The organism is Halomonas ventosae, from assembly GCF_004361885.1.
In the GTDB taxonomy this organism is placed as follows: Bacteria; Pseudomonadota; Gammaproteobacteria; order Pseudomonadales; family Halomonadaceae; genus Halomonas; species Halomonas ventosae_C.
The window spans coordinates 39,389-53,967 of record NZ_SNWH01000010.1; the positions used below are offsets into that span (position 1 = coordinate 39,389).

Genomic DNA, 14,579 nt, shown 5'->3' on the forward strand with positions numbered 1-14,579 from the left:
TTCACCGCGAGGTTGTGATGCTGTTCCTGATATTGATCGGTGCCCTGCTGGGGCTGGCCATCGGCGGCCCTATCGGCCTGCTGGTGGGGGGTGGCGGGGGCTACTGGCTGGGCAGATACCTGCGTAAGCGCCTGCTGAACAAGCTGGTCGGTGTCCAGTCGCAGTTCCTGGCATCGACCTTTGCCGTGATGGGCTGCCTGTGCAAGGCCGATGGCCGAGTCTCCGAGGACGAGCTGGAAGCCTCGCGGCAGTTGTGGGAACGACTGCGGCTCAGCGAAGCCCAGCGTGCCCAGGCCCGCGCCGATTTCACTCGCGGCAAGCACCCTGACTTCGACCTGGACGCCGAACTGGCCAGGATTCGCCACATGGCGGCCCGCCAGCCTGCGCTGCGTCAGGTCTTCGTGCAGGTGCAGCTGGCCGCTGTCGCCGCCGATGGCGAATTGCATCCCGCTGAGCATGAGATGTTGATGCAAGTGGTACGGGGCCTGGGCTGCAGCGAGGCCGAGATCGCCCAGGTCGAAGCCATGTTGCGTGGTGGCCCACGGGGTGCAGGGGAGCCGGGGCTCTCGCTGGAGGATGCCTATCGGGTGCTGGGTGTCGACCAGGGTGCCAGCGATGCCGAGATCAAGAAGGCCTACCGCCGACTGATGAGCGAGAACCATCCCGACAAGCTCGCCGCCAAGGGCCTGCCCGAGAGTATGCGCGAGGTCGCCAAGGAGCGCACCAGCGAAATCGGCAACGCCTATGAGCGCATCCGCAAGGCTCGCGCCGCCTGATACCGCGCTCAGGCCGTAAAGGGCAGCACCGCGGTGTAGACCGCCAGGAAGTGGCAGATGCTGCCGCCCATGACGAACAGGTGCCAGATCGCGTGGTTGAAGGGAATGGCGCTGATGGCATAGAAGGCCACACCCAGGGTGTAGGTGACGCCGCCGGCGATCAGCAGGACGAGGCCGATCGTGGAGAGGCGTGTCGTCAATGCGTCGCCGGCGAAGACGATCAGCCAGCCCATCACTAGGTAGATGGCGATACGCAGTGCGGTGAAGCGCTGAGGCCAGATCAGCTTGCAGGCGATGCCGACCAGGGTCAGCGTCCAGACGATAGCGAACAGCGTCCAGCCCGTCGGGCCGCGCAGATTGACCAGCAGGAAGGGGGTATAGGTGCCGGCGATCAGCAGGTAGATCGCGCAATGATCGAGTAACTGGAATAGCCGCTTCAGGTGCGGCTGGCGCACGCCATGGTAGAGGGTGGAGGCGGTGTAGAGCAGCACCAGGCTGGCACCGTAGAGGCTGATCCCGACCAGCTTCCAGGGATCGACCCGGGTGGCCAGGCTGGCCAGCACCAGCAGCACCACCATCCCGGCGAGGCTGAGTGCTGCGCCGATGCCATGGCTGATGCTATGCAGCCATTCTTCAACATCACTGAAGGGCGTCTGGTCATCAGCGCGGTGGTCGGTCATTCGGGCGCCTCACGCCGGGGAGCCCGCCTACTGATCGAAGGCGGTGGCTCAGGACTTGCGTTCAATATCTACATCGCTGGCATGGGTGAAATCGTCCAGCGCCATCATGTGGCCCAGCTTGCCGGCCTTGGTGGTAAGATATTGCTCGTTGTGAGCGTTTAGACCCGTGGTCAATGGAACACGTTCCGTCACCACTATGCCAGCCTCTGTCAGGGCATCGACCTTGCGCGGGTTGTTGGTCATCAGGCGCAGTGCCGTGATCCCCAGGTGGTCGAGTATCGGCACGCAGAGGTCGTAGCGGCGCAGGTCGGCGGCGAAGCCCAGCTGTTCGTTGGCTTCCACGGTATCGGCACCGGCGTCTTGCAGGTGGTAGGCGCGGATCTTGTTGAGCAGGCCGATGCCACGGCCTTCCTGACGCAGGTAGAGCAGCACGCCGCATCCCTGCTCGGCGATGCGCTTGAGCGCTTCCTGCAACTGGAAGCCGCAGTCGCAGCGCATGGAAAACAGCGCATCGCCGGTCAGGCACTCGGAGTGGACCCTTCCCAGCATCGGCTCTCCATCGCTCACATCGCCCAGCGTCAGGGCAATGTGGTCCTTGCCGGTAGCGTCGTCCTCGAAGCCATGCATGGTGAAGGTAGCCCAGGGGGTGGGTAGCCGGGAGGCGGCGATGAATCGAATCGTCACGGTGTACCTCAGTGGAAGACCACGGCGTAGCCGACGGTTAGAGAGCCATTCTATCAGGAAGGCCGAGCCGGCTCATTGTTGTGTCGCTGGGCTCATCCCCGAACCGCTCGATAGGGTACAATAGTGCTCACATTTTCCGTGGACGAGCGAGCGCATGGAACTCAAGAACGACCGTCTTCTGCGCGCGCTGGCGCGTCAATCTGTCGATCGCACCCCGGTGTGGATGATGCGCCAGGCCGGCCGCTATCTGCCGGAGTATCGCGAGGTGCGTGGTCATGCCGGCAGCTTCATGGACCTGTGCCGCAACCAGGAGCTGGCCTGCGAGGTCACCCTGCAGCCGCTGGAGCGTTATCCGCTGGATGCGGCCATCCTCTTTTCGGATATCTTGACCATCCCCGATGCCATGGGGCTGGGGCTCTACTTCGAGACCGGCGAGGGCCCGAAATTCCGCAAGCCGGTGCGCACATCAACCGAGGTGGAAGCCCTGCAGGCACCGGACGCCGAGCGCGACCTGGACTACGTGATGCGGGCGGTCGCGACCATCCGCCGCGAACTCAACGGTCGGGTGCCACTGATCGGCTTCTCCGGCAGCCCCTGGACGCTGGCCACCTACATGGTGGAGGGGGCCTCCAGCAAGGACTTCCGTCACGTCAAGACGATGCTCTATGACGCCCCGGACACCATGCATCGGCTGCTCGACACCCTGGCCCATGCGGTCACCGACTACCTCAATGCCCAGATCCGCGCCGGTGCCCAGGCGGTGCAGATCTTCGATACCTGGGGAGGCGCGCTCTCCACCCCGGCCTATCTGGAGTTCTCGTTGCGCTACATGGAGCAGATCGTCGCCGGCCTGATCCGCGAGCATGAGGGGCGCCGGGTGCCGGTGATCCTGTTCACCAAGAATGGCGGCCAGTGGCTCGAGGATATTGCGGCGACAGGGGCCGATGCGGTGGGCCTGGACTGGACCACCGAGCTTGCCGATGCCCGGGCGCGGGTCGGCCATCGCGTTGCCCTGCAGGGCAACCTCGACCCCAATGTGCTGTTTGCCCGCCCCTCGGCGATTCGAGCCGAGGTGGCGCGCACCCTGGACAGCTTCGGTCACGGGCCCGGCCATGTCTTCAACCTGGGGCATGGCATCAATCAATTCACCGACCCGGGCCATGTCACGGCCTTCATGGAGGCCCTGCATGACCTGAGCCCTGCCTACCATCGCAGTATCACCCATGGCTGACTGGCTCTACCGGCTGGCCGCCGGGGAGGACAGGCAGTGGCGCCGCCGCTGGGCGGTGCTGGCCTGTCTGGCGGTGCTGGTGGTCGCCTGGGGCAGCCTGACGCCCGCCAGCGAGCTACCTTCACGGCTTCCCTGGGACAAAGCCAGTCACTTCATCGGCTATGCCGGCCTGGCGGGCCTGATCGGGCTCGCCGGCGTCCGTCTGCCGCTGGCCTTCCTGGCCGCGCTGCTGCTGGGCATCGTCATTGAGTTTGCCCAGCTTCCGGTGCCCGGCCGCAGCGGCGGCGACTGGCGTGACATCCTGGCCAACGGCCTGGGCGCCGCTTCGGCGGCACTGGGGCTGCATGCCTTCCGTCGGGTCTGCCTGCGCCGTCCGTCTCGGGGCATGCCGCGCCACTAGAGGCGCGGCTCCCGGCTGGCGTCGGGCTCCGTCCGCCCGCGTATCGCCAGGTTGACCAATGGGGGCGGGCTTGCCAATGTGGAACGAGAGGCGGAAGTGGCTGTCCCGTCGGGAGGACTTCCGCCAACTCACCAGCATCAAGGAGCGGCTATGACAACCTATATCGTGGTGGCTGATGCGGCGCGGGCTCGGCTGTTCACCCGCAATGGACTCAAGGTCAGCGAGAAGGACAGCCTCCTCCATGCCGAGGGTCGCATGCACGAGGGGGACCTGGTGACGGACCGCGGTGGCGATGTCCACGAATCGACCTCGACAACGGCGCGCAGCGCCGGCGGGGAGGATGTCGCGACCCAGCACCACGAGGAGATCTTCGCCCGCGAGGTCGCCGAGCGGCTCTATCGCGCCCGCGTCGATAATACCCTAGATAAGCTGATCCTGGTCGCCCCCCCGCGCTTCCTCGGACGGCTGCGCGACAAGCTCGATGGCCCCACCGCCAAGCTGGTGATCCACACTTTGGCCAAGGATCTCACCAAGGCCTCCCGCGCCGATATTCAGGAGGCCGTCAGCGACCTCCGCTAGGGCCCGTTGACGTTTCCGCGCAATCCGACGGCCCCGGCCCGTTGCCGGGCCGCGTTGCGTCAGGGCACCTGGGGCAGGTCAATCTGGTCGCTGCGTCGGATGCCCTCGGTCATCTGTCGGCACAGCTTGAGGAACTCGCGCATGCCGGTGGCCAGGTACTTGTGGCGATGCCAGATGAAGGTGAACTGGCGGCTCAGGTCCAGCTCTGGAGTGGCGATGGGCACCAGGCTCCCGCGGCGGAAGGCATCGCGAAGCGCCAGCTTGGAGACGCAGCCGATGCCGAGCCCCGACTCCACCGCCCGCTTGATGCCCTCGGTATGTTCCAGCTCCAGCAGGATGTTGAAGCGCCCGCGGCGGTGACGGGCCGCCTGTTCCAGGGTCAGCCGGGTGCCTGAGCCCTGCTCGCGCATGATCCAGGCCTCGCGCAGCAGGCGGTCCAGTTCCACCGGGCCGGATCTGGCGAGCGGATGGCGGGGCGAGCAGAATACCGCCAGTTCGTCCTCCACCCAGGGCTGGGTGATCACGTCCTCTACCTCGCACTGTCCCTCGATCAGGCCCAGGTCGAGCGCGTGCTGACGAACGCTATCGATGATGGTGCGGGTGTTGCGCACCGAGAGACGCACCCGGCTGCCCGGGTGACGCTGCATGAAATCGCTGATCAGCAGTGTCGCCAGGTAGTTGCCGATGGTCAGGGTGGCACCCACGTTCAGGCTGCCGATGCCCTGTTGGCCGCGCAGCAACTCCTCCACCTCTTCGGCGCGGTCGAGCAGGGCCACCGCCTTGGGCAGCAGCTGGAAGCCCAGGGCATTGAGCTTGAGGCGCTTGCCGATACGGTCGAGCAACCGGCAGTCGAACTGGCGTTCCAGCTCGGCCAGAGCGGTGCTGGTCGCCGACTGCGAGAGCGCCAGGGCACGCGCCGCCCGCGAGACGCTCTCGTGCTGGGCCACGGCGACGAAGACTTCCAGCTGGCGCAGGGTGTAACGCATGACGCTCCTCGACGGGTTTGATATCTAGAGTTGATATCTACATTATAGATAAGGGTTATCCGTACAATCCATTTAACAGATAACCCTCCTGGCTCTTAGAATTTCACTCAAAGATTGGCTGTCCGATCTATTCTATCTTTGAATATCAAGGAGCCGGCATGAGCAAGTTTGCGCTAGAGGACGTTCTGAGTGTGTACCACTGGAACGATACCCTGTTCAGTTTCCGGACCACCCGTGAGCGTAGCCTGCGCTTCAAGAACGGCCAGTTCGTGATGATCGGCCTCGAGGTGAACGGCAAGCCGCTGATGCGGGCGTACTCTATCGCCAGCCCCAATTACGAGGACCACTTGGAGTTCCTCAGCATCAAGGTGCCCGATGGCCCCCTGACCTCACGTCTTCAGCATCTCCAGGTGGGCGACCAGATCATGGTTAGCCGCAAGCCCACCGGCACCCTGGTCATCGACGATCTACTGCCGGGGCGCAACCTCTACCTGCTCTCCACCGGTACCGGCCTGGCCCCGTTCATGAGCCTGATCCAGGACCCGGAGGTTTACGAGCGCTTCGAGAAGGTGGTGCTGGTGCATGGCGTGCGCAAGGTCAGCGAGCTGGCCTATGCCGACTTCATTCAGAAGGAGCTGCCGGTCCACGAGTATCTTGGCGAGGAGATCAGCGAGAAGCTGATCTATTATCCCACCGTGACCCGTGAGACCTTCCACACCATGGGGCGTCTGACCGACCATATCCGCAGCGGCAAGCTGACCGAGGACACCGGCCTGCCGGCCATCGATCCCAAGCAGGATCGCGCCATGATCTGCGGCAGCCCGGCGATGCTCGATGACACCAGCACTCTGCTCGACGAGCTCGGCTTCAATATCTCGCCGCGCATGGGCGAGCCGGGGGACTACGTCATCGAGCGGGCCTTCGTCGAAAAGTAAGCGAGAAGCGGTAAGAGCGCCGCTACGTGCCTGGAAGCTCGAGCTTTAGACCGCGTCTTTTCTAGACAGCATCCTTTCCCGTCTCGCCGGTACGAATACGGAGCACCTGCTCCAGGGCGGTGACGAAGATCTTGCCGTCACCGATTTTGCCGGTGTTGGCGACCTGGGTGATGGCGTCGATCACCTTCTCGGCCATCTCGTCATCCACGGCCACCTCGAGCTTGACCTTGGGCAGGAAGTCGACCACGTACTCGGCGCCGCGATAGAGCTCTGTGTGGCCCTTCTGGCGCCCGAAGCCCTTGACCTCGGTCACGGTGATGCCCTGGACGCCGATCTCGGAGAGCGACTCCCGAACGTCGTCGAGCTTGAACGGCTTGATGATGGCGCTCACCAGTTTCATGATCCTGATCCTCGTCCTGTGCCTGGTCGGTGGCGTTGGCCGCCACCCCTGCGGGGTTTATTGTGCCAGAGCATACACCCGGTGCGGGAGGAATGAAAAAGGCCCCCTGCAGGGGGCCAAGCCTCACTCATCAGTGCGCTTGGCGAAGCTCACTTCTTGGACGCGCTGAACTCGGGGTAAGCCTCCAGGCCGCATTCGGTGAGGTCGACGCCTTCGTACTCTTCTTCCTCGGAGACCCGGATGCCCATCACGGCCTTGAGGATCAGCCACACGACCAGGCTGGCCACGAACACCCAGCCAAAGATGCCAAGGATGCCGATGATCTGGGGGCCGAAGCCCGCCTCGGCGTTGGTAAACGGGACCGCCAGCACGCCCCAGATACCCACCACGCCATGCACGGAGATGGCACCCACCGGGTCATCCAGCTTCAGCTTGTCCAGGGTGACGATGGCGATGACCACCAGCAGGCCGCCTACGGCACCGATCAGCACCGAGCCCAAGGCGCTGGGCGACAGCGGGTCGGCGGTGATGGCCACCAGGCCAGCAAGGGCGCCGTTGAGGGTCATGGTCAAGTCGGCCTTGCGGAACCATAGCTTGGCCAGGACCAGGGCGGCGATCACGCCCCCGGCGGCGGCCGCGTTGGTGTTGACGAACACCTGGGCCACGTTGTTGGCGGAGGCGACGTCGGACAGTTTCAGTTCGGAGCCGCCATTGAAGCCGAACCAGCCCATCCACAGGATGAAGGTGCCCAGGGTGGCCAGCGGCAGGTTGGCGCCGGGGATGGCGAAGATGCTGCCATCCTTGCCGTACTTGCCCTTGCGGGGGCCGAGCACCAGTACGCCAGCCATCGCCGCGGAGGCACCGGCCAGGTGTACGATGCCTGAACCGGCATAGTCGGAGTAGCCAACCTCGGCCAGCCAGCCGCCGCCCCAGGTCCAGTAGCCCGATACCGGGTAGATGAAGCCGGTCATGACCACCGCGAAGGCCAGGAAGGCCCATAGCTTCATGCGCTCGGCCACGGCTCCCGAGACGATCGACATGGCGGTGGCCACGAACACCACCTGGAAGAAGAAGTCCGAGCGCATCGAGTAGTAGGGGGCGTCATCACCCCCGGCCAACACCGCGTCGACACTGTTTTCGCTGCCGATCAGCATGCCGAGACTCGGCAGGACGCCGCCCGCGCCGCTGGAGTACATCAGGTAGTAGCCCACCAGCAGGTACATGGTGCAGGCGATGGTGAACAGCGCGATGTTCTTGGTCAGGATCTCGGCGGTATTCTTGGAGCGCACCAGGCCCGCCTCGAGCATCGAGAAGCCGGCGGCCATCCACATCACCAGGGCGCCGCAGATCAGGAAGTAGAAGGTATCGAGTGCGTAACTCAGCTCCAGTAATTCGACCATGGGGGTCTCTCCACGTTAGGAATGGATCGGAAATAAGCAGGAGGGTGTCGGTCAGACGGCATCGGTGCCGCGCTCACCGGTACGGATACGGATGACGTCCTCCAGCGGCGTGACAAAGACCTTGCCATCGCCGATCTTGCCGCTGTTGGCGGAACTGCAGATGGCATCGAGCACCGTCTCCAGCCGCGTGTCGTCCACCGCGACCTCGAGCTTGACCTTGGGCAGGAAATCGACGATGTATTCGGCGCCACGGTAGAGCTCGGTGTGACCCTTCTGGCGCCCGAAGCCCTTGACCTCGGTTACGGTGATGCCCTGGACGCCGTTGTCGGCGAGTGCCTCGCGCACGTCGTCGAGCTTGAACGGCTTGATGATGGCAGTGATCAGCTTCATTCCAGTTCTCCCCTGCTGGATCTCGACGGCATGATGCCGCGCGATATGACGGCTGTTTTGATTAAGCGAAAATCGTGCCATCTTTCTGAATAAATCTTTGCTATCAGCGTCATGAGGAAAGGATGGGGGCGGCTTTTCGTCATTGGCAACGGTGCTGGCGCTGGGTCTGCCCCGGAGTGGCGCACCGTTGTGGTGCGCAGATCCCACAACAGGGCGGCGCTGAAGAATGCACCGGGCGAGGGCCTTGCGTATCCTGTGGGGAGGCCCCCATCACGATTGAGGAGAGAGACACCATGGTGAGCCATGATCGCATCAGTCGCCTGGCCCAGCAGATCGGTGAGCGCCTGCAGGGCGCTTCCCAGGCCCCGGAAGAAGTGCAGAAGGGCATCCAGCAGGTGGTAAAGGGCGCCTTCGATCGCCTGGAGCTGGTCTCCCGGGAGGATTTCGACATCCTCATGGACGTCATGCAGCGCACCCGGGCGCGAGTCGAAGCGCTGGAGACCCAGGTGGCGGCCCTGGAGGCGGCGCTGGACGGTAACGCCTCGCGGGAGGCGACGCCTAGCGAGCCTCCCGCCGCGCTGCCGGAGCCAGAGGAGCCTGGCCCCGAGGAGGGTGCCGGCGCCGGTGAGACCGACCGCTGAGCCCGGCCGGTGCCGGGCGCATCCGGCTGGCCTGGGCTAGCCTGAAATGACGTTCACGCGAGGGAGCGCGCATGACACTGGCAATCATCCACACCCGGGCCGGCCTCGGGCTCGAGGCGCCCGAGGTGTTGGTCGAGGTACACCTGGCCAATGGACTGCCCGGCATGACCCTGGTGGGGCTGCCGGAAGCCGCTGTCAAGGAGAGTCGCGAGCGGGTGCGCAGTGCCCTGGTGAACGCCGGCTTTGACTTCCCGCTGCGACGCATCACCCTCAACCTGGCGCCTGCTGACTTGCCCAAGGAGGGGGGGCGCTTCGATCTGCCCATCGCCCTGGGCCTGCTGGTGGCCTCCGGCCAGGTGCCGCCCGAGGCGCTGGCGGGCGTCGAGTGCGCCGGCGAACTGGCCCTGGATGGTCGGCTGCGCCCGGTGACTGGCGTCCTGCCGCTGGCCATGGCGACGCGTCGCGCCGGCCGGCGATTGATCGTGCCGTTGGCCAACGCCGACGAGGCGGCACTGGCTGGCGATCTCGAGGTGCTGCCGGCGGATCACCTGCTGGAGGTGGTGGCCCACCTGCTGGGCCAGGCGTCCATTTCGCCTCACCGCGCGCCGGTTGCCGTTCTGACCCCCGAGGCGGGTCCCGACCTGGCGGAGGTGCGAGGCCAGCACCAGGCCCGGCGCGCCCTGGAGGTGGCCGCCGCCGGCGGGCACAACCTGCTGTTTGCCGGCCCGCCCGGCACCGGCAAGACCATGCTGGCCAGCCGCCTGCCGGGGATCCTGCCGCCGCTTTCCGAGGAAGAGGCCCTTGAGGTGGCGGCGATCCGCTCGGTCAGTGGGCTTTCGCATACCGAGCAGTGGGGCGTGCGTCCCTTCCGTGCCCCGCACCATACCGCCAGCGCCGTGGCCCTGGTAGGCGGTGGTTCGAAGCCGCGGCCCGGTGAGATCTCCCTGGCCCACCACGGGGTGCTGTTTCTCGACGAGCTGCCGGAGTTCTCGCGACACGTTCTCGAGGTGATGCGCGAGCCCATGGAGTCGGGGCAGATCCATATCGCCCGGGCCAGCCACGAGCGGCGCTACCCGGCGGGCTTCCAGCTGGTGGCAGCCATGAATCCCTGCCCCTGCGGCCATCTGGGCGACCCGCGCCAGGCCTGTCACTGCACGGCAGCCCAGATCCAGCGCTACCAGGCGCGCCTCTCGGGCCCGCTGCTCGATCGCATCGACCTGCAGGTGGAAGTGCCGGCGCTGGCGCCGGAGCAGCTCACCTCTCGGCAAGCGGGCGAATCATCGGCGGTGGTCCGCGAGCGGGTGCTGGCGGCGCGGGCTCGTCAGGCCAGCCGCGGCGCACTGAATGCGCGCTTGGCCGGGCAGGCGCTGGAGGAGGCCTGCGCCCTGCAGGCGGCGGATCGCGCCTGGTTGGCCGGTGTGCTGGAGCGCCTCAAGCTGTCGGCCCGGGCCTACCACCGGGTGCTGCGGGTGGCCCTGACCCTGGCGGATCTGGCCGGCGAGACGCGTCCCGGACGTGATCAGTTAATCGAGGCGATCGGCTATCGACAGCTCGATCGCCTGCTCAAGGGATGAAGGTGTCCGCTCAGAGGGCGGTGGCATCCAGGGCCCCGCTGATCTCGCTGCGCCACGCCGGCTCGCCGTTCCCTGGGCGTCGCAGCTCCAGGCTCAGCCGATAGGGCAGCAGCTCGCGGTCGGAGAGCTGCAGCGGAGGCCCGTTGGCCTCGAGCCGGCTCGCCAGGCGCCAATGGTTGTCGCTGCCCCCTTCGGCCATGGCCAATCGCCATCCCAGCACTTGGGGGCCGTCGGGCACCGCCAGTAGGGCACGGGTCAGGCTCTCGAGCAGGCGCTCCTCGTCGACCCCCAAGCGGCGGTCGACCTCCGGCGTGTCCAGCAGCAGGACCTGGTCGACCGCGGGCTGAGGCAGTGGCGGCGATGCGGTGAGCTGCTCGGCGGCGCGTTCGCTCAGCCCGAGCAGGGCCTCGTGCAGTGTGGTCGACTCCTGCGGCGCAGCGGCACAACCGGCGAGCACCAGGCTCGTCAGCAGCAGGGTCAGACGGCGCTTCATGATGAGAGGGTCTCCCGCGGCGGGGTATCGGTCGGTTCCAGTCCGGCAATGAACCGCTCGAGAACCGTGAAGAGCTCGCGGCGAATCGGCTTGGCTTCGTTGACCAGGTGATGGCGGGCCTCGGGGTGGCGATGAATCTGGGCAGCGGGAAACTTGCGCGCCAGCACTTCGAGGTTCCATTCCCAGTCCACGGTCAGATCCTGCTCCCCCTGCAGGATCAGGGTGGGCACCGGGCTCGGTGGTAGCGCCAGCAGCTGCGGCATCCAGCGGCGCATGGCGTCCACCCAGTCCATCGCCAGGCGGTTGTCCTGGAGCGGGTCGCCTTCGCGCAGGAAGTCGGCGAAGTCGGCATCCGTGGAATTGGCGCGAAATGTGCGCGGGATCGACTCTACGAAGGGGCCCACCAGGCGATGCAGCCAGCTCGACTGCTTCCAGCCCCAAGGGCGCACCAGCGGCGCCAGCAGCGCCAGGCCAGACCAGGCGCCGCCATCGCCGCGGGTCAGGGCATCGGTGGCGAGAATCGCCGCCCCGGTGCTCTGGCCGACCCCCAGCCAAGGGCGGGGGGCCAGCCCCGCTTCCTCGAGTTGCTGCTGCAGGTGGTGCAGGCAACTGCCATAGTCACTGAAGTCGTCGATGGAGGCACGGCGGCCGCTGGAGAGGCCGTGGCCGGGCAGATCCCAGAGCACCACTTGCCACTTTCTCGCCAGCAGGCATTCGAGAAGATGGCGGTAGAGGCCGAGATGATCGAAGTAGCCATGTACGACGAAGACCGTGCCGATGGGCGCCTGGGGCCGCCAGACCTGAGTCCAAAGACGGAAGTTGCCGGCCTCGAGGTATCCCACATGGAGCCTCACATGCTCGGCAAGCAGCGTCGCCAGGCCGTAGTGGCCCAAGTAGCGCTTGAGCTCGTGGCCGGACAGGTCAGCCGGCGCCAGGGGGCCCAGCGCCTGCAGGGGGGTGAAGTCGCTCATCGGTTCCTCCGCAATGCCCGTACATGCTAGTGCCCAGTCGCCGGCTCGGCCAGCGATGCCTCGGCGGCCGGCCTTGGCCTCATCATTTGGTCTAGCGCCGGGCGGCAAGCCGCCGCCACGGGTTTACATGTGGAATAATTTTCCACAAAATTGAACTTACCCCCATTATCATTCCCTGTCCGGCCGGTCGGTGCCAGGGGCACCGAGCAGCCAAGCATGAGGAGCACGACCCATGACCCATCGCATCACACGCCATCGCCTTCAGGTGGCCGCCGAGCTGGACCGCTTCATCAACGAACAGGCCCTGCCGGGCACTGGTGTCGACCCCGAGGCCTTTTGGGCCGGCGTCGATACCCTCTTTCATGATCTGACCCCCCAGAACCGCGAATTGCTCGCCGAACGCGATCGTCTGCAGGAAAGACTCGATGCCTGGCATCGCGAGCACCCCGGCCCCGTTCGCGACGTGGCTGCCTATCGGGCCTTCCTCGAGGAGATTGGCTACCTGGTCAAGGCCCCGGCCAAGGTCAGCGTGACCACCGTCAATGTCGATAGCGAGATCGCCGTTCAGGCCGGCCCGCAGCTGGTGGTGCCGGTCAACAACCCGCGCTATGCGCTGAACGCCGGTAATGCGCGCTGGGGCAGCCTCTACGATGCCCTCTACGGTACCGATGTCATTTCCGAGGAGGGCGGCGCCGAGAAGGGCACTAGCTTCAATCCCAAGCGTGGCGAGAAGGTGATCGGCTATGCCCGCGGCGTGCTCGACCGCGCTGCGCCGCTGGCCATCGGTTCCCACCACGATGCCGTCAAGTACGCGCTGCGTGACGGCCACCTAGTGGTCTCCCTGGAGGGCGGTCGCGAGACCGGTCTCAAAGATCCGGACAAGCTGGTGGGCTTCAACGGCCCGACCGAGAGTCCAGAGTCGGTGCTGCTGGTCAACCACGGCCTGCACCTGGAGATCCAGATCGACCCGAGCCACCCGATCGGCAAGACCGACCCGGCCGGCGTCAAGGACGTGGTGGTCGAGGCGGCGCTGACCACCATCATGGACTGCGAGGACTCCGTGGCCGCGGTGGATGCCGAGGACAAGGTCGGGGTGTATGCCAGCTGGCTGGGCCTGATGAAGGGCGACCTGGAGGAGCAGGTCGAGAAAGGGGGCAAGACCCTCACTCGCCGCCTGCATGCCGACCGAACCTGGCACAACACCGACGGCGGCACGCTCACCCTGCCCGGCCGCTCGCTGATGTTCGTGCGCAACGTCGGCCACCTGATGACCACCCCCGCGGTGCTGGATGCCGAGGGCAACGAGCTGCCGGAGGGCATCCTCGACGGTATCGTCACCAGCCTGATCGCCCTGCATGACCTGAAAAAGGACGAGCACGAGCCGCGTAACTCGCGCACGGGCTCCATGTACATCGTCAAGCCGAAGATGCACGGCCCCAAGGAGGTCGCCTTCTCCAATGCGCTGTTCGGGCGCATCGAGGACATCCTCGGCATGGCCCGCGATACCCTGAAGATGGGCATCATGGACGAGGAGCGTCGCACCTCGGTCAACCTCAAGGCCTGCATTGCGGAGGCGAGCTCGCGGGTAGTATTCATCAATACCGGCTTCCTCGACCGCACCGGCGACGAGATGCATACCGCCATGGAGGCGGGTCCGATGATCCGCAAGGGCGACATGAAGAGCTCCGCCTGGATCCAGGCCTACGAAAAGAACAATGTCCAGGTCGGCCTGGCCTGCGGCCTGCGCGGCCGCGCTCAGATCGGCAAGGGCATGTGGGCCATGCCGGACCTGATGGCCGCCATGCTCGAGCAGAAGATCGGCCATCCCAAGGCCGGCGCCAACACCGCTTGGGTGCCGTCGCCCACCGCCGCCACCCTTCACGCCCTGCATTATCACCAGGTGGATGTGGCGGACGTCCAGCGCGAGCTGGAAGGGCACGGCGAACGCGAGCTTGGTGAAGGCCTGCTCGATGACCTGCTCACCGTGCCGGTGGCCGAGTCGCCGCAGTGGAGCGACGAGGAGATCCAGCAGGAACTGGACAACAACTGCCAAGGCATCCTCGGCTACGTGGTGCGCTGGGTCGAGCATGGCGTGGGCTGTTCCAAGGTGCCCGATATCCATGACGTCGCGCTGATGGAGGATCGCGCCACCCTGCGGATCTCCAGCCAGCACATCACCAACTGGCTGTACCATGGCGTGGTCGATGCCGACCGCGTCAAGGAGACCCTGCAGCGCATGGCCAAGGTGGTCGATCAGCAGAACGCCGGTGACCCGGACTACACGCCGATGAGCGCCGACTTCGAGGCCTCGACGGCCTTTCAGGCAGCAAGCGACCTGATCTTCAAGGGCCGCGAGCAACCGGCCGGCTATACCGAGCCGCTGCTGCACTACTGGCGCGCCGTACACAAGGCGAAATAAGCGGCTGCGGGTCCAGCTTA

The 14,579-nt window shown here is 65.8% G+C and carries 16 protein-coding genes; 8 read left to right on the forward strand and 8 right to left on the reverse strand.

Annotated elements, in window-relative coordinates; translation table 11 throughout:
- Positions 1-17: 17 nt before the first annotated feature.
- Positions 18-776, forward strand: a complete 759-nt coding sequence (gene djlA, locus DFO68_RS09180; protein ID WP_133483364.1) for a co-chaperone DjlA — start codon at positions 18-20, stop codon at positions 774-776.
- Between the two features lie 8 nt (positions 777-784).
- Here djlA and trhA read toward each other — a convergent pair whose 3' ends face one another.
- Positions 785-1,456 carry a PAQR family membrane homeostasis protein TrhA gene (gene trhA, locus DFO68_RS09185; protein WP_133483365.1) on the reverse strand — a complete coding sequence of 224 codons (672 nt, stop codon included), beginning with the start codon at positions 1,454-1,456 and terminating at the stop codon, positions 785-787.
- A gap of 48 nt (positions 1,457-1,504) precedes the next feature.
- Positions 1,505-2,140 (reverse strand): GTP cyclohydrolase II, encoded by a 636-nt coding sequence (ribA, locus tag DFO68_RS09190; RefSeq protein WP_133483366.1) that lies wholly within the window; start codon positions 2,138-2,140, stop codon positions 1,505-1,507.
- Positions 2,141-2,294: 154 nt separating this feature from the next.
- Here ribA and hemE point away from each other — a divergent pair, with 154 nt between their 5' ends.
- From hemE to DFO68_RS09205, 3 genes are all read left to right on the forward strand, one after another.
- Positions 2,295-3,371 (forward strand): uroporphyrinogen decarboxylase, encoded by a 1,077-nt coding sequence (gene hemE / locus DFO68_RS09195; protein WP_133483367.1) that lies wholly within the window; start codon positions 2,295-2,297, stop codon positions 3,369-3,371.
- Positions 3,364-3,771, forward strand: a complete 408-nt coding sequence (locus tag DFO68_RS09200) for a VanZ family protein (RefSeq protein WP_133483368.1) — start codon at positions 3,364-3,366, stop codon at positions 3,769-3,771. The genes hemE and DFO68_RS09200 overlap by 8 nt, the downstream gene beginning before the upstream one ends.
- 150 nt (positions 3,772-3,921) lie before the next feature.
- On the forward strand, positions 3,922-4,350 hold the full coding sequence (locus DFO68_RS09205) for a host attachment protein (RefSeq protein WP_133483369.1): 429 nt from the start codon (positions 3,922-3,924) through the stop codon (positions 4,348-4,350).
- Between the two features lie 59 nt (positions 4,351-4,409).
- Here the strand turns inward: DFO68_RS09205 and DFO68_RS09210 are convergent, their stop codons facing one another.
- Positions 4,410-5,336, reverse strand: coding sequence for a LysR family transcriptional regulator (locus DFO68_RS09210; RefSeq protein WP_133483370.1), 927 nt, complete (start codon positions 5,334-5,336; stop codon positions 4,410-4,412).
- 158 nt (positions 5,337-5,494) lie between these two features.
- Here DFO68_RS09210 and DFO68_RS09215 point away from each other — a divergent pair, with 158 nt between their 5' ends.
- The gene (locus DFO68_RS09215; RefSeq protein WP_133483371.1) at positions 5,495-6,271 is read left to right on the forward strand and encodes a ferredoxin--NADP reductase; all 777 of its coding nucleotides are present in this window, start codon (positions 5,495-5,497) and stop codon (positions 6,269-6,271) included.
- A gap of 61 nt (positions 6,272-6,332) precedes the next feature.
- Here DFO68_RS09215 and glnK read toward each other — a convergent pair whose 3' ends face one another.
- The 3 genes from glnK to DFO68_RS09230 form a co-directional block, all read right to left on the reverse strand.
- Positions 6,333-6,671 (reverse strand): P-II family nitrogen regulator, encoded by a 339-nt coding sequence (glnK, locus tag DFO68_RS09220; protein WP_133483372.1) that lies wholly within the window; start codon positions 6,669-6,671, stop codon positions 6,333-6,335.
- Between the two features lie 149 nt (positions 6,672-6,820).
- The gene (locus DFO68_RS09225) at positions 6,821-8,071 is read right to left on the reverse strand and encodes an ammonium transporter (RefSeq protein ID WP_133483373.1); all 1,251 of its coding nucleotides are present in this window, start codon (positions 8,069-8,071) and stop codon (positions 6,821-6,823) included.
- 51 nt (positions 8,072-8,122) lie between these two features.
- On the reverse strand, positions 8,123-8,461 hold the full coding sequence (locus DFO68_RS09230; RefSeq protein ID WP_133483374.1) for a P-II family nitrogen regulator: 339 nt from the start codon (positions 8,459-8,461) through the stop codon (positions 8,123-8,125).
- Positions 8,462-8,754: 293 nt separating this feature from the next.
- On the opposite strand from DFO68_RS09230, the gene DFO68_RS09235 reads away from it, so the two are divergent.
- Entirely contained in the window at positions 8,755-9,102 is a 348-nt protein-coding gene (locus tag DFO68_RS09235) for an accessory factor UbiK family protein (RefSeq protein ID WP_133483375.1), read from the forward strand.
- A 71-nt stretch (positions 9,103-9,173) separates the two neighbouring features.
- Positions 9,174-10,676, forward strand: coding sequence for a YifB family Mg chelatase-like AAA ATPase (locus DFO68_RS09240; RefSeq protein WP_133483376.1), 1,503 nt, complete (start codon positions 9,174-9,176; stop codon positions 10,674-10,676).
- A 10-nt stretch (positions 10,677-10,686) separates the two neighbouring features.
- Here the strand turns inward: DFO68_RS09240 and DFO68_RS09245 are convergent, their stop codons facing one another.
- Positions 10,687-11,169, reverse strand: coding sequence for a hypothetical protein (locus tag DFO68_RS09245; protein ID WP_133483377.1), 483 nt, complete (start codon positions 11,167-11,169; stop codon positions 10,687-10,689).
- Complete coding sequence (locus DFO68_RS09250; RefSeq protein WP_133483378.1) at positions 11,166-12,140, reverse strand: alpha/beta hydrolase; 975 nt, start codon at positions 12,138-12,140, stop codon at positions 11,166-11,168. The genes DFO68_RS09245 and DFO68_RS09250 overlap by 4 nt, the downstream gene beginning before the upstream one ends.
- A gap of 232 nt (positions 12,141-12,372) precedes the next feature.
- Here DFO68_RS09250 and DFO68_RS09255 point away from each other — a divergent pair, with 232 nt between their 5' ends.
- Positions 12,373-14,559: a malate synthase G gene (locus DFO68_RS09255; RefSeq protein ID WP_133483379.1), complete on the forward strand. Its 2,187-nt coding sequence runs from the start codon at positions 12,373-12,375 to the stop codon at positions 14,557-14,559.
- Positions 14,560-14,579: the final 20 nt, after the last annotated feature.